Annotated in this window: 19 protein-coding genes; 4 read left to right on the top strand and 15 right to left on the bottom strand. The window is 43.1% G+C overall.

Annotation, left to right across the window (positions count from 1 at the left end; all coding sequences use genetic code 11):
• Window positions 1-34: 34 nt before the first annotated feature.
• From PGU50_RS01905 to pth, 5 genes are all read right to left on the bottom strand, one after another.
• On the bottom strand, window positions 35-868 hold the full coding sequence (locus tag PGU50_RS01905) for a PHP domain-containing protein (protein ID WP_117555728.1): 834 nt from the start codon (window positions 866-868) through the stop codon (window positions 35-37).
• A 152-nt stretch (window positions 869-1,020) separates the two neighbouring features.
• Complete coding sequence (locus PGU50_RS01900) at window positions 1,021-1,728, bottom strand: hypothetical protein (protein ID WP_195251603.1); 708 nt, start codon at window positions 1,726-1,728, stop codon at window positions 1,021-1,023.
• A 46-nt stretch (window positions 1,729-1,774) separates the two neighbouring features.
• Window positions 1,775-2,818: a peptidylprolyl isomerase gene (locus tag PGU50_RS01895; protein WP_117555724.1), complete on the bottom strand. Its 1,044-nt coding sequence runs from the start codon at window positions 2,816-2,818 to the stop codon at window positions 1,775-1,777.
• A 112-nt stretch (window positions 2,819-2,930) separates the two neighbouring features.
• Entirely contained in the window at window positions 2,931-6,281 is a 3,351-nt protein-coding gene (gene mfd, locus PGU50_RS01890; RefSeq protein WP_270246046.1) for a transcription-repair coupling factor, read from the bottom strand.
• A 16-nt stretch (window positions 6,282-6,297) separates the two neighbouring features.
• Window positions 6,298-6,873 carry an aminoacyl-tRNA hydrolase gene (pth, locus tag PGU50_RS01885; RefSeq protein ID WP_270246045.1) on the bottom strand — a complete coding sequence of 192 codons (576 nt, stop codon included), beginning with the start codon at window positions 6,871-6,873 and terminating at the stop codon, window positions 6,298-6,300.
• Window positions 6,874-7,024: 151 nt separating this feature from the next.
• On the opposite strand from pth, the gene PGU50_RS01880 reads away from it, so the two are divergent.
• The gene (locus PGU50_RS01880; RefSeq protein ID WP_055246492.1) at window positions 7,025-7,456 is read left to right on the top strand and encodes an FMN-binding protein; all 432 of its coding nucleotides are present in this window, start codon (window positions 7,025-7,027) and stop codon (window positions 7,454-7,456) included.
• 22 nt (window positions 7,457-7,478) lie between these two features.
• On the opposite strand, the gene PGU50_RS01875 is transcribed toward PGU50_RS01880, so the two are convergent.
• The 3 genes from PGU50_RS01875 to sigG form a co-directional block, all read right to left on the bottom strand.
• Window positions 7,479-7,742, bottom strand: a complete 264-nt coding sequence (locus PGU50_RS01875; RefSeq protein ID WP_008371877.1) for a hypothetical protein — start codon at window positions 7,740-7,742, stop codon at window positions 7,479-7,481.
• A 49-nt stretch (window positions 7,743-7,791) separates the two neighbouring features.
• Window positions 7,792-8,442, bottom strand: a complete 651-nt coding sequence (locus PGU50_RS01870; RefSeq protein ID WP_270246044.1) for an HAD family hydrolase — start codon at window positions 8,440-8,442, stop codon at window positions 7,792-7,794.
• A gap of 78 nt (window positions 8,443-8,520) precedes the next feature.
• On the bottom strand, window positions 8,521-9,303 hold the full coding sequence (gene sigG, locus PGU50_RS01865; protein WP_270246043.1) for an RNA polymerase sporulation sigma factor SigG: 783 nt from the start codon (window positions 9,301-9,303) through the stop codon (window positions 8,521-8,523).
• Window positions 9,304-9,520: 217 nt separating this feature from the next.
• On the opposite strand from sigG, the gene PGU50_RS01860 reads away from it, so the two are divergent.
• The 3 genes from PGU50_RS01860 (at window position 9,521) to sigE (ending at window position 12,908) form a co-directional block, all read left to right on the top strand.
• A complete protein-coding gene (locus PGU50_RS01860; protein WP_117834438.1) occupies window positions 9,521-11,140 on the top strand; it encodes an MBL fold metallo-hydrolase RNA specificity domain-containing protein in 1,620 nt (539 codons plus the stop codon).
• 222 nt (window positions 11,141-11,362) lie between these two features.
• A complete protein-coding gene (locus tag PGU50_RS01855; protein WP_270246042.1) occupies window positions 11,363-12,154 on the top strand; it encodes a sigma-E processing peptidase SpoIIGA in 792 nt (263 codons plus the stop codon).
• A 10-nt stretch (window positions 12,155-12,164) separates the two neighbouring features.
• Window positions 12,165-12,908 carry an RNA polymerase sporulation sigma factor SigE gene (gene sigE / locus PGU50_RS01850; RefSeq protein WP_008371883.1) on the top strand — a complete coding sequence of 248 codons (744 nt, stop codon included), beginning with the start codon at window positions 12,165-12,167 and terminating at the stop codon, window positions 12,906-12,908.
• A gap of 54 nt (window positions 12,909-12,962) precedes the next feature.
• Here sigE and ftsZ read toward each other — a convergent pair whose 3' ends face one another.
• The 7 genes from ftsZ to PGU50_RS01815 form a co-directional block, all read right to left on the bottom strand.
• Window positions 12,963-14,171 (bottom strand): cell division protein FtsZ, encoded by a 1,209-nt coding sequence (gene ftsZ / locus PGU50_RS01845; RefSeq protein WP_022220760.1) that lies wholly within the window; start codon window positions 14,169-14,171, stop codon window positions 12,963-12,965.
• 149 nt (window positions 14,172-14,320) lie between these two features.
• Window positions 14,321-15,079, bottom strand: a complete 759-nt coding sequence (locus PGU50_RS01840) for a cell division protein FtsQ/DivIB (protein WP_270246041.1) — start codon at window positions 15,077-15,079, stop codon at window positions 14,321-14,323.
• Window positions 15,080-15,123: 44 nt separating this feature from the next.
• A complete protein-coding gene (locus PGU50_RS01835) occupies window positions 15,124-16,209 on the bottom strand; it encodes an FtsW/RodA/SpoVE family cell cycle protein (RefSeq protein WP_270246040.1) in 1,086 nt (361 codons plus the stop codon).
• Window positions 16,210-16,258: 49 nt separating this feature from the next.
• Window positions 16,259-17,620, bottom strand: coding sequence for a UDP-N-acetylmuramoyl-L-alanine--D-glutamate ligase (gene murD / locus PGU50_RS01830; RefSeq protein WP_055157375.1), 1,362 nt, complete (start codon window positions 17,618-17,620; stop codon window positions 16,259-16,261).
• A 13-nt stretch (window positions 17,621-17,633) separates the two neighbouring features.
• The gene (gene mraY, locus PGU50_RS01825; protein WP_055157373.1) at window positions 17,634-18,590 is read right to left on the bottom strand and encodes a phospho-N-acetylmuramoyl-pentapeptide-transferase; all 957 of its coding nucleotides are present in this window, start codon (window positions 18,588-18,590) and stop codon (window positions 17,634-17,636) included.
• A 102-nt stretch (window positions 18,591-18,692) separates the two neighbouring features.
• Window positions 18,693-20,426, bottom strand: coding sequence for a peptidoglycan D,D-transpeptidase FtsI family protein (locus PGU50_RS01820; protein WP_270246039.1), 1,734 nt, complete (start codon window positions 20,424-20,426; stop codon window positions 18,693-18,695).
• Between the two features lie 64 nt (window positions 20,427-20,490).
• The gene (locus PGU50_RS01815; protein WP_270246038.1) at window positions 20,491-22,344 is read right to left on the bottom strand and encodes a peptidoglycan D,D-transpeptidase FtsI family protein; all 1,854 of its coding nucleotides are present in this window, start codon (window positions 22,342-22,344) and stop codon (window positions 20,491-20,493) included.
• Window positions 22,345-22,358 lie beyond the last annotated feature (14 nt).

Here is a 22,358-nt window from a genome sequence, read left to right as displayed (position 1 = left end):
TGATGTGAGTGTCAAAAGTAAATTTTGCCACTCACTAATGTTTCCTCTTGATCTTGTCCAGATACGGAATCTCGATTGGATCGATTGCATCAAGTGGCTGTTCTTTATTGATCTTCTTTTTGCGTGTGTGCTTTTTCAGAAGTGCACCACCCCGGTTATAAAACCAGAAAGAAAAGATCAGAAGTTTATTGAATTTTCCAATTTTGTCTTTTGTCGTCTTCGTGTAATACTCCCCACCGGACTGGATCTCTCCTTTTTCCCTGATCTGCCGGATCAGATCCAGCTCTGTCTCAATCCGTACCGGAAATTCCGTATACCCCATGCCGACGCAGTCCAGCTTATGCGCATCACTTCCTCCGGTCCCCGGTTTTCCATATTTTTCAGCAAGATACTTCGCCCCTTCATTGGACTGTGGTGGCTCACATGCATTGAAAGTCTCTATAAAATCAAATTTTTCAATCAACTCCGGAGATTTCTGCCATCTTTTCGTATTCGTAAAACTCAGATACTTTTCCCCACACGGATGTGCCGGTCCACAGATTCCTCCATTGTGATGCACAAAATCAATCAGCAGCGAAAGCGGAAGCCCTCTCAGCTCCAGAAGGCGCATCTTTACTCCCTGTGGCATAATGATCAGAATGTGCCCCGCATCCAGTGTATCATACTCTATTCCTTTCAATACGACAAAATCTTTGTATTTTCTCCCTTTGATCGTATTCTTCCAGTGCCGATATCCATTATAGGTGTCATGATCTGTAACCAGCATTCCGCCAATGCCTTTAGACTGCAGCTTTTTAATAAATTCTTCAATCGGCACTTTGCTGTCAATTGATCCTTCTCTTACATGACAATGCATATCTATCTTCATATTTTCATCTCCAGATCTTATATCGTTGATACTATTTTTATTATACCTCTTTTTTTATAACGCTGCAAGAAATACCGGTTTCTTCCAGCCATTCCTGATCAGATACAAAAGAGGATGTATCACATTCTGATACATCCTCTCATCCATCTTATCTATTCTTCATCCTCGTCATCATCATCCAGATCGATCAGCATGGTTCTTGCCATCTCTATTTCTTCTTCTTTTGATGTTTCTTTCTTGATCGCATTTGCTCTTCGAACCTGCTTCTTGTTGATCTCACTTGACTTCATGATAAACTGGATCACGATTCCGATAAATGTAATCACAATCGAAATGATCCACATGAAAATCACATTTTTCAGACCTGCCAGATCATAGATCATCATTCCTGCTCCAAAACCGCCTGCTAATGCCGTCGCAATAATCACAAACGGTTCAAACCAGATCATCGCAAGGATTGCGAAAATCAGTCCGACTGCTCCGCAGACTGCCAGCATGATCCAGTTTCCCGCATTTGTAATCGCAAGTACTGTGCCAGCCATTCCCAGAAAGCATACCCAGAAAGCTCCGAATTTCTTAAATACACTGTTCAGTATTGCAAAAACCAAACCCGCAACACCGGCTGCGATCAGTACCGGAACAACTTCCAGTCCCATAAGATATGTCACGGCAAATCCAAGCAATGCCCCTGCAACGAATCCAATCACTGCATTCCAGACACGGATCAGCTTCAAACCTAAAATTCCAATGAAAACTGATATAACAATTGATACCGCCGAAACAATCACGGCTTCTTTTCCTGCTATAAATACCGCACTGTTTCCCATGATATCCTTCAATACTATACCTATTGATTCCATCCTAATCTCTCCTCCTGTCGTACTTTCCTGTTGTTAAGTCAGACGCTTATTTTGATGAAGAGTCTGAAGATGTATCTGTATCTTCGGTCGTGCTCTTAACCGTTACGCCCTGATCAGCAAAACTGATCGTATTCCATACTTTTTTATGTACTTTAATATCCGTCTTCTTTTTCCATTTCTTACAAATTGACTGATACTGGTCACTCTTTCTCTGTGATACAATGGACTCTTTCTTGGTATCCGTTGCATCACGGTCAAGAAGGCTGACTACTTTTGCAACATAATAGCCATTGTCTGCTTCGATCACGTCTGTTACTTCGCCTTCTTTTAACTTATCAGCAGCTTTGATCAGATCTTCGTTTGGCGATGTCGTATCCGAGTCAAATGTCAGATCGGTGGCTGATGCACCTACTGCTGTTGCAAATACAGAAAAATCTTCTGCCGAAGCCGCATCTTTCTGGAAATCTTCTGCTTTCTTTTTCACTTCTGCTTTTTCGTCATCTGACATATCTGTCGACTTTCCATCACTGCCCGTTGTCTTTGTAGAGAACAGCACATACTGCATTTTCTTCTGTGCTGCTTCCTCATCGGATACATTCGTATCTACATCCGCAGTCATGGCAGTTTCCATCTTCTTCTGAAGTGTCAGAAGTTCCAGTACTTTCTTTACCGTCTTTTCATCGCCCGATACTGCATCTTTTGCAGCACTGTCATTGCTGTCAGTAAATTTCTTCGCAGCATCCTCGATGCTTTTTTCCTCATCATCACTTAGCGAAACTTTATAATCATCCTTGTGCTCATCCAGAATATACATTTCTTCCAGAGAATCCATGATTGAATCCTTATAATTCTCTTCGTAAGTCTTTCCGTCTGTAACTTCTTTTCCCCAAAAATCATCTCCCAGATAACTGCTATATGTTGTTTCAAACTGCGCCTGCTGATATCTTGCAAAAAAGTTCGCCACATCTGCAGTCACTTTCTCATCTCCGACTTCTACCACTGTATCCTGTCCGTTAAACTTGCTTCCACATCCGTTTAAAGATGCAATGCAGGCAACTGCCAGTATACAGGCAACCACTCTTTTTTTCATTTATAAAATTTCCTCCTTGATCTTCTCTCCATTGTAACACTTCTTCACTATGCACTCGTATAGTATATCTTTTTTTTACCTTACTGGCAATCTTTTTCATAAAAAATACACATTATTCTTCAACAAGTCCCTGTATATCTTCGACAATTTTTCCTGCATTTTCAAGAATCTGCTCTGCTTTTTCTTTTTTATTTTTCCGAAGTTTACAATAAATAAAATATGGATTTTCTGCATCTGTCTTAAATGTCAGTTCTCCCTTATATTTTGCCAACAGTTCCGGAATCTTTGCTACATTTACCCTTGCCTTCTCATACATGGTAAATTTGTATTCATCGCCTTTTTGCTCTACCGAAATTACATAAGCCGCATGTGCTTTCGCCTTCAGCTGCGCGATCATCAGAAGCTGCTGCACCTTGCGTGGTGGATCGCCGAAACGGTCAATCAGTTCTTCTAGCATATCTTCCTGTTCTTCTTCTGTCTCAATTGCTGCGATCCGTTTATAGATATCCAGCTTCTGATACTCATTCGGAATATAAGATGTCGGAATATAAGCATCAATATTCAGATCCACGGTTGTCGCATAGGTTTCTTCCGGGATCTCTCCCTTCAGGTGACGGACTGCCTCACTTAACATCTTACAGTAAAGATCGTATCCCACTGCATCCATATGTCCATGCTGTTCCTCCCCAAGCAGGTTTCCTGCCCCACGGATTTCCAGATCCCGCATGGCGATTTTTACACCAGAGCCAAGATCTGTAAACTCACGAATTGCCGAAAGACGTTTTTCTGCAACCTCCCGGAGCATTTTGTCTCTTCTGTACAAAAGAAATGCATATGCCATACGGTTCGATCTTCCAACTCTTCCACGTAGCTGATAAAGCTGGGAGAGTCCCATCCGATCTGCATCATGGATGATCATGGTATTGGCATTGGAAATGTCAAGACCGGTCTCGATGATCGTCGTCGATACCAGAACATCAATTTCTCCATTGATGAAATCGTACATAATATCTTCTAACTTGTGTTCCCGCATCTGCCCGTGTGCATATGCCACATTTGCATCCGGCACAAGTTTCTGGATCTTCGCTGCCATTTCAGCTATATCCTGGACACGGTTATAGACATAGTACACCTGTCCCTGGCGGGAAATTTCTCTTTCGATTGCCTCCCGGACCATCTCATCATTCTCCTCCATCACATAGGTCTGGATCGGCATCCGGTCAACTGGTGCTTCTTCCAGCACACTCATGTCACGGATCCCGATCAGACTCATATGAAGCGTTCGGGGAATCGGTGTTGCCGTAAGTGTCAGAACATCAATATTTTCCTTCAGCTTTTTGATCTTTTCTTTATGCTGTACTCCAAAACGCTGTTCCTCATCAATGATCAGAAGTCCCAGATCTTTAAATGCCACATCCTTACTCAATACCCGGTGGGTTCCGATGATGATATCAACCTGTCCCTTTTTCAAATCTTCGATCGTTTTTTTCTGTTGTGCAGGTGTGCGGAAACGGCATAACAGATCCACCCTTACCGGAAATTCTTTCATCCGTTGCACAAAAGTGTTGTAATGCTGCTGTGCAAGAATCGTAGTAGGGACCAGATAGACAACCTGCTTGTTCTCCTGCACTGCCTTGAATGCTGCCCGGATTGCAATCTCTGTCTTTCCAAATCCCACATCCCCACAGATCAGACGGTCCATGATCTTTGGACTTTCCATATCCCGTTTTGTTGCCTCGATTGCAAGCTGTTGATCCTCCGTTTCCTCAAACGGAAACATTTCTTCAAATTCTTTCTGCCAGACCGTGTCCTTTTCATAGACAAATCCTTCTTTGGACTGCCGTACTGCATAGAGTTCCACCAGATCTTTGGCAATCTGCCAGACTGCTGTCTTTACCTTGCTCTTCGTGCGATGCCATTCCTGTCCTCCAAGTTTGTTAAGTTTCGGCTTTTTAGCATCTGCACTGGCATACTTCTGGATCTGGTCAAGCTGTGTGGTAAGAATATAAAGATTTCCACCATCAGCATACGAAATCTTCATATAATCCTTTGTCACCTTATCAACTTCTATCTTTTCAATTCCCCGGTAGATTCCAAGTCCATGATTCTCATGCACTACATAGTCTCCCGGTTTCAGATCCGAAAAGCTGCTTATTTTCTGTCCATCATAACTTTTTCGTTTCTTTTTCTTCTTTGTCTTTCCAAAAATATCTGACTCAGATATGACAATAAACTTAATCATCGGGTACTCGTATCCGACTTCTATATGCCCGTAGCATACCATGATCTCCCCTGGATTCACTTCTCGTTCCTGATCCTCACTGTAAAAACTGCTCAGATCATAATCACGTAGATCCTCTGCCAGACGTTTTGCCCTTGTTCTGGACCCAGAAATCAGAACCGCCCGGTATCCGTTCCTTTTCAGTCTTTTGAGATCCTGTGTCAGCATCTCAAAGCTGCTGTTATACGGGTTAACGCTTTTTGCCTGGATCCCAAACCGCTTTTTCACAAAAAATGGCTTACATTTCATTTCCAGAGCACACATCCCGATCATACAGAATTTGTTCAGAAATTTTATAATTTCATCAGTCGTAAAAAATTCCGGAGCTTCTTCCATTTCCCCGGTCCTTTCCATTTCTTCTGCACGGTTCTCTCTCGCTTTTTCCACTTCATTTTCTGCCAGACGCCCTTTTTCCAGAAGCCTTGCTGGTTCATCCAGGAACACCAGTGTGTCCTTCGGATCAAAGTAGTTGATAAAAGAAACTTTCCGGTCACTTCCCAGTCTGTCATCTGCCGGATAAATAACGATCTGTTCCAGATTCTCTACAGATCTCTGGCTGTCCACGTCAAAAGTCCGTATTGAATCCACTTCATCTCCCCAGAATTCAATACGGATCGGCAATTCCTCGGTAAGTGGGTAAATATCAATGATCCCACCACGAACTGCAAACTGCCCCGGACCATCCACCTGGGCTTCCCTGTCATATCCAAGTTTTATGATCTTCTCCTTCAGCGATTCAAATTCCAGCGCCTCCCCATTGGAAATGGTCAGAATGTCCCCTTTTATTTCTGCTTCCGATGGCAGTTCATCCATGAATCCGTCAATCGTTGTAATGACCGTAACCTGACTTTTTACCTCCATCATCATCTGCAAGGTTTCCATCCGCTGTTTGACCAGCTGTTTTCCGTGGATATCTGCCTGATAAAAAAGGAGATCCTTTGCCGGATAATAGCTGGTATTTTCATTTAAAAAACGATATTCTTCGTATAATTTTTTTGCTTTATCTTCACTGGAAAGAACGATCAATGTATGCCCATAATCTTTTCCAAGCGCATACATCAAATGCGTTTTCTGTGATGTCACACACCCGGAAAGAAGCAGCATGCCCGGTTCCCGTCCACGCTCTTCACAGATTTCTTCAATCTCTGCCAGTTCAGATAAAGGAGCCGTAAGTGCATGCATCGCTTTTTGCCTCCTCTTATTCTTTCTTTTTCTGGTTATATTCGTTCATTGCCTGATCGATTGCTCCCTGCAAGATCAGAGCAGAAGCTTCACAGGCAAGATCATATCCTTCTTCCATAAGTACACGGTCCTCTTTGGAAAATTTTCCAAGAACATAATCAGCAAGATCATATCCTTTCGGTTTTTCTCCCACACCTACCTTGATCCGTGGAAATACACTACTTCCTAAATTGGCAATGATATTTTTGATTCCGTTATGTCCACCGGCACTTCCTTTTCTGCGGATCCTGAGTTGTCCGACTTCCAGACTGATATCATCATAAATTACAAGAAGTTCTTCTTCCGGATCGATCTTGTAATATTCCACCAGACTACGGATACTCTCTCCACTCAGGTTCATATAAGTCTGCGGCTTCACAAGAAGCACTTTCTGTCCCTCGATCACTCCTTTTCCGATGAGGGCACGGTGTTTTTTAGTATCGACTGCTATCTGGTATTTCTCCGCCAGGCGGTCCACCACATCAAATCCAACATTATGTCTTGTCCCCTGATACTTTTCATCCGGGTTTCCAAGTCCTGCAATTATAAACATTCTATTCACCTCTGCTTTTTCTCTTTCCTGATTCTACTAAATCCTTTCTCTTTTGTCACGCATTTCTCATGCATAAACTATTTTTTCTTTTCATATAGTTTATTAAGCGGCATAACCTGCCGAAATTCCATACTGCCTAAGGAGGTTCTTTATGAATTCCAAAACAAAAATCATCGTACTTCACATGAAAGAAATTATCTATACTGTTATTTTTGCCACTTTAGGTATTCTCATCCTCTGCCTTTTATTCTTTATGTTCTCCGGAGACCGGCATTCCTCTGTATCCGACAAAAAATATACTCCCGGCGTTTATACCTCTTCTTTTACACTCGGAAATGAAGATCTGGAACTGGAAGTTTCTGTCTCTGACACCTCTATCAATTCCATCCGCATTTCCAATCTAAGTGAGACGGTAACTGCCATGTATCCTCTTCTTCAGCCATCTCTTGAGAATCTGGCTGACCAGATCTGTAAATCCCAGTCCCTTGATCATCTTACGCTTTCAAGTGACAGTCCCTATACTTCTCAGCTTCTTCTCAACACCATCCGTGATGCGCTCAAAAAAGCTGCGGCAACCAACTGATGCCGCAGCTCTTTTCCTTTTATTAACCTTCCACGATCAGATACTGTCCGTTCGGAAGTGCGAATACTTCTGAAGCCTCTTCCAGCTCTTCATCACTCATACCACTGATGTCCGCTCCGCTTTCATCCAGATAATCTCTCACATCCTTGATAGAATCTACAACAACCGCCATACAGTCTTCCAAAAACGCTTCTGCCTCTTCCAGTGTCTCTGCAACCGGCTCATCAAAAAGCTGTGACTGCATATTCAGGAATGTCTGCAGACATTCTTCATCATACTCATACATACAGGCAACCCTCCCTTATCTTTCTCACAGAAAAATTTTCTCATCTGAACTATAAATAGTTAAGCAATTCTTCAGCATGTGCAATTGTTGCATCTGCTCCTGTCTCCACAAGAAGTTCTTTGGTCCGGAATCCCCATTCTGCTCCGACTGTAAACATACCGGCAGCCTTCCCTGTCTTCATATCTACATCCGAGTCTCCTATGTATATTCCTTCTTCCGGCGATACCCCTAATTTATCAAGTATCCACAGAAGTCCTTCCGGATCCGGTTTCTTCGGAAATTCACCCGACTGCCCCTGAATATGGTCAAAATATCCTTTTCCAAATGTACTTTCCACTACATCGATCGCCTGCAAATGTGGTTTGTTGGAAAATACTGCAATCTTTATTCCCTTCTTCTTCAGTGAATCTAACATCTGAACAACACCATCATAAGGACGTACATGGTACATACAATTTTCTCCAAAGATTCTGCTGTACACTTCCATACCTTCTTCAATCCTCTTAAGCTCTGTGTCTCCGGACGCACTAAGTGCACGTTCCATAAGGCATCTGGCTCCATCCCCAACGAAGCTTCGGCACTGGTCTTTGGTAATCGTCTCAAGTCCCATTTCTTCTAACGTCTTATTCGTTGAATAAGTCAGCGAATCCAGCGTATTTGTCAAAGTTCCATCCAAGTCAAAAATACACGCTTTATACATTGCTATTCTCCTGTTCTTCTGTTCTATGATTATAATAGTATGAACCTTGACAAATTTCAACTGGAAATCTCTATTTTTCTATTCACTTCGCAGATATTGTCGCATAGCCCTGAGTGCATTCTTTTCCAGGCGGCTTACCTGTGCCTGTGAGATTCCGATTTCTTCTGCTACCTCCATCTGCGTTTTTCCTTCAAAAAAACGAAGTCTGATAATATGCTTCTCCCTTTTTCCGAGTCGGTCCATTGCCGCCTGAAGAGACAGCTTCTCCACCCATCTGTCTTCTTTGTTCCTTTTGTCACTGATCTGGTCCATCACATACATAGCATCTCCATTGTCATTATATACCGGCTCATTTAAGCTGACCGGCATCTGGATCGCATCCAGCGCATAGACGATCTCTTCCTTTGCGATCCCGATTTCCTCTGCAATTTCCTGAACAGTAGGTTCTTTCTGGTTTACTTTGACATAATTTTCTTTCGCGTAAATGGCTTTATATGCCGTATCACGAAGTGACCTGCTAACACGGATCGAATTATTGTCCCGGATGAACCGCCGGATTTCTCCAATGATCATCGGTACCGCATAAGTTGAAAATTTTACTTCCAGCTCCGGATTGAAATTATTGATTGCCTTGATCAGTCCGATGCACCCGATCTGAAACAGATCATCCGGATTTTCACTGCTTCCCGAAAAGCGTTTGATCACACTGAGTACCAGACGCAGATTTCCTTTGATATACTGTTCTTTTGCCTCCTCATCCCCCGCTTTGATCTTCTCAAAAAGCACCTCTTTTTCCCTGTCGCTAAGCAGGGGAAGCTTTGCTGTATTTACACCACAGATTTCTACTTTATTAAGTACCATCTCAATAAACCTCCAAATCTTTACTGGTATAAATTTTTCTCAAAACTGTTTTTATTTATTCGATTCCCACTAAAATATTAAAAATATCGCTCCTTGACTTTTCCCATACTCTTCTGAAAGAATATACATCTTAGTAATATTGTCTGATTTTCTATCATTTTTCTTTAAATTATAGTATAATATACTAAAATAATTTTTACGCAAAGGGGTTGAGTATATGAAACTTACTTTTATCGGTGCCGCCCATGAAGTAACTGGAAGCTGCCATTATCTTGAAGCATGTGGAAAACATATTCTAATAGACTGTGGACTGGAACAGGGACCTGATCTGTATGAGAATCAGGAAATCCCGATCAATCCTTCCATGATCGACTATATCCTCTTAACGCATGCACACATTGACCATTCCGGCAAGATTCCTCTGCTTGTAAAAAATGGTTTTAAAGGAGAAATCATCTGTACATTCGCCACCTCTGATCTGTGCAGCATTATGCTCCGTGACAGTGCACATATCCAGGAATCCGAAGCAGAATGGCGGAACCGAAAGGCACTTCGTTCCGGTGCTCCGCTTTACGAACCACTTTATACTGTACAGGACGCCATGAATGCAGTCGCACTTCTTGCGCCGATCGATTATAACCAGACGATCCAGCTCTGTGAAGGAATCGAACTCCGCTTCACAGATGTCGGTCATCTGCTTGGTTCTTCCTGCATTGAAGTCTGGATCACAGAAGACGGTGTAAGCAAAAAAATCGTATTTTCCGGAGATGTCGGAAATATTGACCAGCCGATCATCAAAGATCCGCAGCATGTGGATGCAGCCGATTATCTTGTCATCGAATCCACCTACGGAAACCGGGTCCATTCTACTGTAAAACCGGATTATATTAAGGATCTTACCAGAGTCCTGCGCGAAACCTTTGCCAAAGGTGGAAATGTAGTCATTCCATCTTTCGCAGTAGGAAGAACCCAGGAGCTTTTATACTTTATCCGTGAGATCAAAGAAAATAATCTTTTGCCGGAATATCAGAATTTTGAGGTTTATGTAGACAGTCCTCTGGCGATCGAAGCAACCAACGTTTTCCAGAAAAATGTACAGTCCTGCTTTGATGAGGATGCAATGGCTCTGATAAGTAAAGGAATCAACCCTCTTCTTTTCCAGGGACTGAAAACCACGATCACCAGTGAAGAATCTAAAATGATCAACTTCAATGACAAACCAAAAGTAATCATCTCTGCTTCCGGAATGTGTGAAGCCGGCCGTATCCGCCATCATCTGAAACACAACCTCTGGAGAAAAGAATGCACGATCCTCTTCGTAGGCTATCAGGCAGTTGGCACTCTTGGTCGCAAGCTTGTCGAAAGCAAACCGGAATCAGTCCGGCTCTTTGGCGAAAATGTAGAGGTTAATGCCCGTATTGAAGTCCTTGCAGGGATCAGCGGACATGCCGATATGAATGGTCTTCTGAACTGGATTGATGGATTCAAAGAGAAACCATCCCACATCTTTGTTGTACATGGAGAGGATTCGGTTACAGATTCTTTCGCTGCTACCATCACAGACCGTTTCGGCATTCCGGCATTTGCACCATACTCCGGAGGCTGTGTTGATCTCGCAACCGATACCATCCTTTCTGAAGGTATCAGGCTTCCGAAAAAAGCAGTTGAAAAGCCGGCCAAAGCACGTGCTCTTACTGCATTCAACCGCGTGGTTGCGGCAGCCAAACACCTCATGGATGTTGTGCTTAAAAATGAAGGTCTTGCAAACAAAGATCTTGCAAAATTCGAGTCACAGATCCAGAATCTTGCCGACAAATGGGATCGTGACGACAGATAAATACCGATCTTATCTTTCCAGAGACCGGCTTCCGACATGGAACGCCGGTCTTTTTCTGTCTTTTTCGACAATTCTTTAAAAAAATCCAGCATTTCAGCATGTCGAATAAAATTATTCTGTTTTTCCCATCTTCTGACAAAATCTGAAACACATCTTTTCTATAATAAAGCATGCTTAAGTACCAAATCTATTTAGCAGCTAAAGAGAAAGAAGGATAAGACTATGCAGTATGAAGTATATCTGGATGTATTGTTTCTGGAAAATATGATGATGGATTTTCTGATTCTTCTGGCAGTAAAAAAAGTATTTCCATGTTCTGCCACTTATGGAAGTCTTCTTGCCGGTTCCTTTACCAGTTCACTACTGACCTGTGCCATTTTATTTTTTCCATGCCCGGTATGGACCCGCTATATCCTGCTGTTTTTCCTGGTAAATTCCTGTATGACAGTGATCGGATTGAAAATCCGGACATTTCCCGTTTTTTTCAAAGCATGGATTCTGCTCTATCTTGCAAGCTTTCTTCTTGGAGGTATCATGAGTTGGCTCCGTCTTTATTTTGGAAAATTTTTCCGGATCATATCTTTTCTTTTCACCCTTGGCATCTGTGGTTTTTTTCTTTTATATCATGGACTTTTGTTTCTAAAGAAACTATGGAAATCACAAGATCATAGTTTTGATGTGATTTTAACTGTAAATGGAAAAGATTTTCATCTGAAAGCCTTTCTGGACAGTGGTAATCATCTTTCTGATCCACTGACCGGAAAGCCGGTTCATATTATCAGCAAAGACGCCTGTCAGAAGATTTCTTCCCAAATCTCACCTGGAAGACTCCGGTACATCCCGTACCGGACTATACAGAAGACGACCAGTATTCTTCCTGTTTTTTCTGTCAAGAAGATGAGAATAACAGGAGAATCTGAATTTTTGATCCATTCTCCACTGATCGGTATTTCCGAACAGAAGAATTTTGGAAACGGAAAATATGAAATGCTATTGCATCCTGAAGATTGTTAGGAGGATTATAATGATGATAAAAGTTGCTGTTTCAGATTGTTTTAAATTGAAAATGATTCCCTCTTTCCGCAGTGTTTTCTTCCCGGAAAAGCAGGAAATCCATTACATAGGAGGGACAGATATCCTGCCGCTCCCACTTAGCAGTGAAGAAGAAGGTCATGCCATTTCCCTTCTCGGAGGCGGGCAGGATGAAGAAGGAAAAAAGCTTCTTATTGAACATAACCTGCGTCTGGTTGTATATATAGCGAAAAAATTTGACAATACCGGTGTAGGCGTAGAAGACCTGATCTCCATCGGCACGATTGGACTGATCAAAGCAATCAATACCTTCAATCCAGAGAAAAATATCAAACTTGCCACCTATGCCTCCCGTTGTATTGAAAATGAGATCCTCATGTATCTGCGCCGGAATAACAAGACCAAACTGGAGGTCTCCATCGATGAACCGCTCAATGTTGACTGGGATGGAAATGAACTTCTTCTCTCCGATATTCTTGGAACTGAAGAAGATACCATTTATCGTGATATGGAAACCGAAGCAGAACACAAACTTCTTGGGAAAGCCATCGGACGGCTTTCAAACAGGGAAAGGGTAATCGTGCAGATGCGATTCGGACTCGGAACCCCCGACGGGGAAGAAAAAACGCAGAAAGAAGTGGCCGATCTTCTTGGAATCTCCCAGTCTTACATATCAAGACTTGAAAAGAAAATTATGCAGAGACTGCGACGCGAAATGGTACGCTATGAACAGTAAATTATGAAAAACAGGGAAACAGTAATTTCTTACTGCTTCCCTGTTATTTCATTCTTATTTCTTGAAGAAATCCGGAATCTTGATAGACTGCTCTTTCACCTTGCTCTGTGGAGTTCTTGCACTCTGAAGCGGTGGTACCTGTGTAGTCTGCTGCTGTACCGGTCTGCCTCCGTATACCGGTCTTTCTACATTGCTGTATTCTCCCGGATTAAACTGTGGACGTGAAATATTGCTTGCTCCCATTCCAGATCCACCGTTCATCATAGCTGCTTTATGTTCCAGTCTTGACTGAAGCTTGCTCTGTGTTCCACCTACATTGTGAAGACCTGTTGCGATAACTGTGATAGTTGCTTCATCTGACTTGGAATCATCATACATTGCACCGAAGATGATGTTTGCATCTTCACCTGCAAGATCCTGTACATATTCTGCTGCATCACTCGCATCCATAAGTGTGATGTCACCTGAAATGTTGATGATAACGTGAGATGCACCTGCGATGGTTGTCTCAAGCAGAGGGCTGGCAACTGCCTGCTTAACTGCTTCAAGAGCCTTGTCATCACCTTTGCCCTGTCCGATACCAATATGAGCAATTCCTTTATCTGTCATAACTGTCTGTACATCGGCAAAGTCAAGGTTGATCAGTGAAGGTACATTGATCAGGTCTGTAATACCCTGGATACCCTGCTGAAGAACTTCATCAGCTTTCTTAAGTGCTTCCGGCATAGTTGTTCTTCTGTCTACAATTTCAAGAAGCTTATCATTCGGAATAACGATAAGTGTATCTACATTTTCTTTTAATTTTTCGATTCCGGCAAGAGCGTTGTTCATTCTTGTCTTGGATTCGAATTTGAAAGGCTTGGTTACAACGCCAACAGTAAGTGCTCCCTGCTCTTTGGCAATACGCGCAACAACAGGAGTTGCTCCTGTTCCTGTTCCGCCACCCATACCACAGGTAACAAATACCATATCAGCTCCCTTGAGTGCTGACTGGATCTCTTCGGCACTTTCCTCAGCTGCTTTTTCACCGATCTCCGGTTTAGCCCCTGCACCAAGACCCTTTGTAAGCTTGTCTCCGATCTGCATAAGAGTCGGAGCTTTACATAACTGAAGAGCCTGTTTGTCTGTATTGATTGCAATAAATTCAACACCTGCAATCTGTTCATCGATCATGCGGTTGACTGCATTGTTTCCGCCGCCACCTACACCGACTACAATTATTTTAGCTGCTGCTTCTGATTCATTTGTTTTAATTTCTAACAAGAGTTTCTCCTCCTTCGTCACCTTATTATATTATACACCCTAAATGTCAATATGCGCTTAGTTATACATAAGACTATAATATATTTTTTTCCGAAAAATATCAATAGAATTTTGTATATTTTCCTATTTTTTTATTCACTTGACACAGATTATGTCCCAAGGTCCGGAATCACATCTTTTTCGAAGGTAATTGTAATATTATCTGTGTTAAAATCTTCCAGATGCAGGGTTCCTCCCTGATCTCCCAGCTTCTCAAGGATCGGCGATATCTGCATGATCCGTTCTTCCAGATTCGTGTGCCCGACATTGACGCATTTGTTTCCAAAAAAAAGATACAGATCTGAACCGGAACAAACAATCTTATCCGGCGCGAGATCACATTTTTTCAGTGTCATCGTCATATCCAGAAGGTTTCCAAATGCTTTTTTGTTCGCCTTGCTGACCGGAAGTGCTTTGTAAAGCTGTACTTTCTTTACTTCCAGCCCTTCAATGCACGGGATCCCATCCCACAGTTCCTTTGTCTTTGCAAGTACGATACCATCCTTGTCAAAATAAATACATTCATCACCTGACACGATATAACCGGCCACACGCTTCTCTTTGATCGTCACCTTCACAGTCCACGGATTCTTCATCGTCACATTTGCCTCTTCCATTGCCGGAAGCAGCTCGTGATTCATCAGGTGGTTCCTGATCATCACATACAGAGAATTGGAAGACCAATTATCATCCTGCACCCAGTCTGCAATCTCCTGTCTGCTAAGATACTGATTTCCTGATACTTCGATTTTCCGCACTTGAAAGAGTAAAAGAAACGTAATCATAGCTATGCAAACCAAAATAATGACCAGAATGGCTTTCATGGCAGTCTGCTTTATGATTCTCTTTTTCCTTTCTTTCTGTATCATCCCATCAGGCATCTTCCTCCTTCCGTCATTTGTATATCTCCTGTTTAGTCTACCACTTGTGACACACTTAGCACAAGTCCCATTTCAATTAAAAGAAACATCACCGATGTTCCTCCATAACTGATAAAAGGAAGTGTAATCCCCGTATTCGGAATTGTGTTCGTCACAACTGCAATATTTAAAATAACCTGAATCATCATATGTGCCATCGCTCCGGTCGCGATCAGCGCACCAAAAAGATCCCTGCTTCCGGATGCGATCAGGAAAAAGCGCCAGATCAGAAGCAGAAACAGAAAAACGATAATCCCAGCACCTGCGAGTCCAAGCTCTTCACAAATAATTGAAAAGATCATATCATTCTGTGCCTCAGGTACAAATCCCAGCTTCTGCACACTGTTTCCGATCCCGACTCCGAATACTCCTCCGGATCCAATCGCGTAAAGCCCCTGCAGAGTCTGATAACCCTTTTCATATTTTTCCGGATTTCTCCAGATAGCAAGCCGTTCCAGCCGATAGCTTTCAAGGGCAAGAAAAATCCCCATAAAGCAGGCGCCTGCGATTCCCATCAAGGCAAATTGCGCATACTTCGGGCTTGCCACAAAGATCAGGATCACACCGATTCCCAGAATAATGATCGCCGTGCTTAAATTACTCGCTCCCACAATTCCCACGATTGGAAGGATCCAGAACATGATCCTGCAAAGTGTCCACATTTTTCCGATTGTTTTTACGTTCTTCGTCACAAGATCCGCCAGAAAAAGAATCAGTGCAACTTTCGCAAATTCTGATGGCTGAAAAGAAAACGGGCCCAAAGCTAACCATCTTTTGGACCCGTTAATTTCTCTGCCAAACAACATGACCGCAACCGAAAGTGCAACTGCTGCCAGATAACCAAATACTGCCAGTCTCTGCCAGATGTGGTAATCCATCCCTGCCACGAACAGCATCAGTACAATTCCAAGCACCGTCGCAAACGCCTGCTTTTTCAGATAGTAAAAGGAATCATGAAATTTCACCTGCCCGTTATATGCACTGGTACTGTATAAGATCACCAGTCCGATCACAACCAGGAGAACAACAATCAACAGAAGCGTGTAATCCATACGCCCCTTTTTCCCTTTTTCCTCCACTTTGTTTCACGCCCTTTGATACAGATTATATGAAATTATTTTATTTCTTTTATAATGCATTCACGTATTTTTTGAATTCTTCCCCACGCACTTCATAGTTCGGGAACATTCCCCAGCTTGCACATGCCGGTGACAGCAGAACTGCATCTCCGGGTCTTGCAAGCTCCACACAGGTATCGAGTGCTTCTTCGAAAGTATCTTTTAAAATACAGTCATGAAATCCGCACTCTGCTGCTTCTTTCTGAATCTGCTCTTTTGTAGCACCGATCAGTACCAGATAGCGGACTTTTCCATCAAAGCTCTGGATCCATTCATGGAAATCGGACTGTTTATCATATCCACCACCGATCAGGATCGTCGGGCGGTTCATTGCCTGGATTCCCTTGATCGCCGCATCCGGATTCGTTCCTTTAGAGTCATTGTAATAGACAACCCCGTTCTTCTCTGCCACATATTCAATACGATGCTCAACCCCCTTAAATGCAAGTACAGACTTACGGATCACATCCAGATCTACACCGTAAGCTGCTGCCATTGCAACCGCTGCCATAACATTCTCATAATTGTGGACGCCAAGGATCTGTAATTCGCCGGTCTTGCAGATGACCGTTCCTTCTTTCTCCTTTTCCGGTTTGTATACAATGTCTTCTCCGTCAAGATAAATGCCCTGTTCCAGTTTATGCTTACTGCTGAAAAATAGAACACTTGCCTGAAATTCATCTGCCATCTTTCTTGTCTCTTCATCTTCATAATTGAGAACGCAGATATCTTCTGGTGTCTGATTCTTCGCAATATTCATCTTTGCACGAATATATGCTTCCATCGTATGATGGCGGTTCAGATGATCCGGTGTGATATTAAGAACTGCGCTTACCTTTGGATGGAAGGTATGAATACTCTCCAGCTGGAAGCTTGAAAGCTCTGCCACGATCACAGAATCTTCTCTGGTATCTGCTGCGGCATTCGTATATGGTGTACCGATATTTCCCACAACAAAAACGCTGTCACGGGCATTTTTCATAATCTCGCCTAAAAGAGAGGTTGTTGTCGTTTTCCCATTGGTTCCGGTAATTCCAAGCACATCTCCTTTTCCACATACATAGGCAAGCTCAATCTCGCCCCAGACAGGAATTCCTTTTTCTTTCATAGCCAGAACAACCGGCAGATCAGTCGGCACCCCCGGACTCATTACAACCAGATCAAGACTTTCCATCTCCTCTTCCGGAAAAGCTCCGAGAACAACGCGGACTTTGCTTCCCTCACCAAGCTGTGCTTTCATTGCCTCGGCATCTTTTTTATCATTTCCATCATACAGAATTACCTCTGCCCCTTCTTTTTCCAGTAATCCGCAGGATCCAATCCCACTGATCCCCGCACCGAATACCAACACTTTCTTTCCTTGTAAATCCATTTTTGTAAGCCTCCTATAATGCCAGCAGTGCAACCAGGCACAGAATTGCAGTTACAATTGAAAAAACTGCAACCACCCGTGTCTCGCTCCATCCACACAGCTCAAAATGATGGTGGATCGGCGCCATTTTAAAGAAACGCTTTCCGCCTGTTTTCTTAAAATATGTTACCTGGATCATAACTGATAAAACTTCTACCAGATAGATCAATCCTACGATGATAATGAATAATGGCATCTGGAGCATGTATGCTGTCGAAGCAACAAATCCCCCAAGAGCCAGTGATCCGGTGTCGCCCATAAATACGCTTGCCGGATAAACGTTGAATAATAAGAATCCCAGCAGCGCACCTACCACTGCACAGGTAATCGGTTCGATCCCACTCTTTGTTCCGATCGCAACAACTGTAAAGAAGGTTGCCACAAGAACTGTTACACTGGATGCAAGCCCGTCCAGTCCATCTGTAAAATTCACACCATTGACGGTACCGATCACTGCAATAAAAAGTACCGGAATGGCAAACCAGCCGATGTTCAGATATTTCCCACCTGAAAACGGTATCAGCATGGTAAGCGGTATCTTTGCCACTTTCACGATGTAAAATGCAAAAATCGCTGTAATCACGATCTGGAGTGCCATCTTCTGCATCGGCATCAGTCCATCTGATCTGTGAAGAACAACTTTCAGATAATCATCCAGGAACCCGACCAGTCCGAATCCAATCGTTACAAAAAGTACCGGAATCACCTTCGGATACTCTCTTACATAGATCAGCGAAGTGACCGCAATCGCAAACAAGATCATCACGCCTCCCATCGTCGGCGTTCCGGCTTTTTTAAGATGCGACTTCACCCCGTCTTCTCTCTCTGTCTGATCCATCTTGAGTCTTCTTAAAACAGGAATTACCACCGGTCCTGCTGCCACACTGAGAACAAACGCGATCAGCACCGGTATGACCATTGTAAAATCCATAATACACCTCTGTCTTTCTTTTGTTTTCAAAATCAGCCCTTACCTTAAAGGCACAGATTCTACGCTTTAGTATAATGTATCTGCCCTGTTTTTTCAACTGCTTCACGGGTTTTCTTCCCGTTCGATTCCAAGATAGGGAAGAATATTGTCGAAAATATCGCGCACAACCGGAGCTGCTATCGTCCCGCCATAATAGATACCCTGTGGGTTGTAAATAATTGCCATTGCTGCTACCTGTGGATCATCTGCAGGTGCAAATCCGATAAAAGATCCTATATAACGGTTCGCACTTCTTGGCAGCGTCTGGCTGGTCGCTGTCTTTCCTCCGATCCGGTATCCTTCGATCTGTGCTTTTTTTCCTCCTCCCTCGGACACAACCGTTTCCAGTATCTTTCTCATCTTTTCTGACGTTTCTTTAGAAAGAATCCGTTTTCTTTTTCCATAAGAAATCGTTTCTTCTTTCTCTCCACTTTCCGCATCATAAACGGCGATGCCAAAATGAGGAGTGATCCTTTTTCCCCCATTCACCAGAGAACATACTGTTGTTGCCATCTGCATCGGTGTCACCTGAAAAGACTGTCCAAACGACATTGTTGCCAGCTCTACCTGCCCTACATTTTCCTTCTTGTGCATGATCGTTGCAGCCTCTCCCGGAAGATCTACACCTGTCTTCCCCATCAATCCGAATTTTTCAAAATATTTATAAAAATCCTCTGTTCCAAGCCGCATCCCTACTTCAATAAAAACCGGATTACAGGAATTCTGCACCCCCTGTACAAACGTCTCGGATCCATGTCCAGTCGTCCTCGCACACCGGATCCGGCGGTCTTCCACAAGCTTGTATCCAGGACAGTAAAAAGTATCTTCTTCTTTGACCACTCCCTCTTCCAACGCCGCCGAAGCAGTAAATACCTTAAAGATCGATCCTGGTTCATAAGTATCATTGATACTCCTGTTCCGCCACATCTGATTCAGCATTGCCTGTTTTTCTTCATCATTCAAAGCGGCATCTGTTCCCTCCGGTAATGTAAACGGGGCATTCAGATCAAACTCTGGAGCATTGATGCAGGCATAGATTTCCCCTGTTTTTGGATTCAGGATCAAAATCACAACTGCATCTGCCTGTTTTTCTTCCATTACTTTTTCCGCAGCCTGCTGTGCATATTCCTGGATATTATAGTCCAGGCTTACCTGCAGAGTGTCTCCGGAAACCGGTTCTACTCTGTCTTCCAGCGTATCCGCAAGCTCAATCCCTCTGGCATCAGTTGTTGTCAGAATCATTCCGTTCACACCTTTCAGATAATTTTCATACTTTACTTCCAGTCCAATGATTCCCTGATTGTCTCCCCCGGTAAATCCAAGAACCTTTGAAGCCAGATTGCCATACGGATAGTACCGTTTAAAATCCTCATCTACCTTCACCCCGTCCAGTTCATATGCACGGATCCGGTCCCCGGTCTCTTTCTCCACATTTGTCTTTATTTTTTCCCTGGAAGAAACTTTTTCGACTCTTTTACGAATCATTTCTTTCTCTATTCCCAACTCATCGGCAAGAACCCGGATCACTCTCTCCGGATCTGTTATCTGACTATGGATAACAGATATGGTGCACACCGCTTTATTGGTCGCAAGGACTTTTCCATTTCTGTCAATGATCTCTCCCCTTGCCGCCTTGATCTCCCTCTCCCTTTCGTGCAACGTTTTTGCTTTCTGCTGATAATACGCAGCATCAAATATCATCAGATACACCAGTCTTGCGATCAGAAAAAAAATCATCAGAAGCGCGCTTAAAAATACTACCAGCATTTTCTTTTTATTATAAGTCTTATTCCGCATAAAAACCCCGAAAAACAGATTCTTACTATTACTGTATGATCTGTCTTCCGGGGTTATACCCAAATTACTCAGCCGGAGTCTTTGTAATATTCAAATACGGAAATGCTTCTGCCATAATATCAGAAGCGAGCTGCGAGATCAGGCTGCTGGTCGCTGACTGATCCGGAGCATTCGGTTCATCGATGACTACATAAATCATAATTTCCGGATTCTCCTGCGGTGCATATCCGATAAAGGATACCACATTCTTATTCTCTCCACGGGGCAATTTTTCCGCTGTACCGGTCTTACCACCGATATCATAACCTTCTACCTGTGCATATCTACCACTACCGTTCTGAACAACACTGTACATATAACTTTTCAGTTTCTCAGAAGTTTCTTTAGAAATTGTCTTCTTCTCCAACACCGGATCAATAGTCTGGATCACATTTCCGTTCTCATCCTGAATGGCTTTTACAAGATGCGGTTCATAATAATCGCCACCATTGATCAGAGAACAGAATCCTGTCGCAAGTTGAAGCATAGTTACGTTAAAATTCTGTCCGAAAGAGTTGGTTGCAAGATCCGTTTTGATCATTCCATCCGGTGACTGCAAAATACCAACCGCCTCACCCGGAAGATCAATTCCCGTATACTGACCGAATCCAAAAATACTCTGGTACTTACAGAATTCTTCCGGTCCGATTGCCAGACCAATCTGCATCAGGGCAACGTTACATGAATTTTCCATAACCTGTGTCAGATTCTGCTGCCCGTGTCCACCATTATCATAAGAGATACATTTAATCTCCCATTCATCGATCTGAAGGGAACCACCGCAGTAATAGGTCTCATCGCCTTTCAGTGCACCAATCTCCAGACCTGTTGCAACCGTAAATGGTTTGATCGTAGATCCCGGCTCAAAAGTATCACTCACGCAGAAGTTTCTCCAGAGTTCATTCAGAGCATCGATCTTATCGTCACTGCTCATTCCGGTTATTTCTTCCTCTGTATAATACTTGGATAGATCTCTCGGATTATTCAGATCATAGGTAGGTGAGGAAGCCATTGCCAGAACTTCTCCGGTATTCGGGTTCATCATGATCACAGCTCCGTTTTTAAATCCCATCCCCTCCTGCGCTTCATCTGTGTGCGCCTGGTTAAACTCTTCCAGATGCTTTTCCACGATAGACTGCAGGTTCGCATCAATCGTTGTTACGATCGTATTTCCATTTATCGGCTCTTTCACCGTGTTTTCAATTGCCGAGTCTTCATTCTGATAACCATATCTGCGTCCATCTGTTCCATTCAACGTTGAATTATAGGATGCTTCCAGTCCGCTTGCTCCCACATTCCCCGATACGCTGAATCCCAGGACATCGCAGGCAAGTGTATTATATGGATATTTTCTGACATAATCCTCTTCCAGCCAGACTCCTTTGATCTTGGAATTTTTCTTCTCTGCCGCTTCAAATGCCTTCGCATCATCGTAGGAAATTCCTTTTTTCAGAATATTGTACCGACTGTCCGGACTGTCCGCGATAATTGCATCCACTGCCGATGCCTTGATCTGAAAATAACTTTTCAGCGCTTTTTTCGTAGCTGCTATGTTCTCAGCTTCTTTTGTCTCGTCTGAAAGTAAGACCTTTGCATCCAGAATCACATTGTATACACGCTCACTTGTCGCAAGCTTTGTGCCGTTTGTATCTACAATATCTCCACGCTTGAACGGAATCGACTGACTCATATACTGCTGCTGATCCAGTACTGTCTTGGTATAATCTTCTCCTGACGAGGCATTGATATAGGTAATTCTTCCGACAAGAATAACAAAAGCCAGTAATATCGCTATAAAGAGCATTACCAGCTTTTTCTGCATTCCAATCGTGAATTTATGCCTCAGAACGGAAGGCTTTCTTTTTCTTCTTTTTGACATGTTATTCACCTTTG

It is taken from the genome of Coprococcus sp. AM11-30B, from assembly GCF_027674365.1.
GTDB lineage: Bacteria > Bacillota > Clostridia > Lachnospirales > Lachnospiraceae > Allocoprococcus > Allocoprococcus comes.
This window is presented reverse-complemented; position numbering and strand designations above follow the sequence as displayed.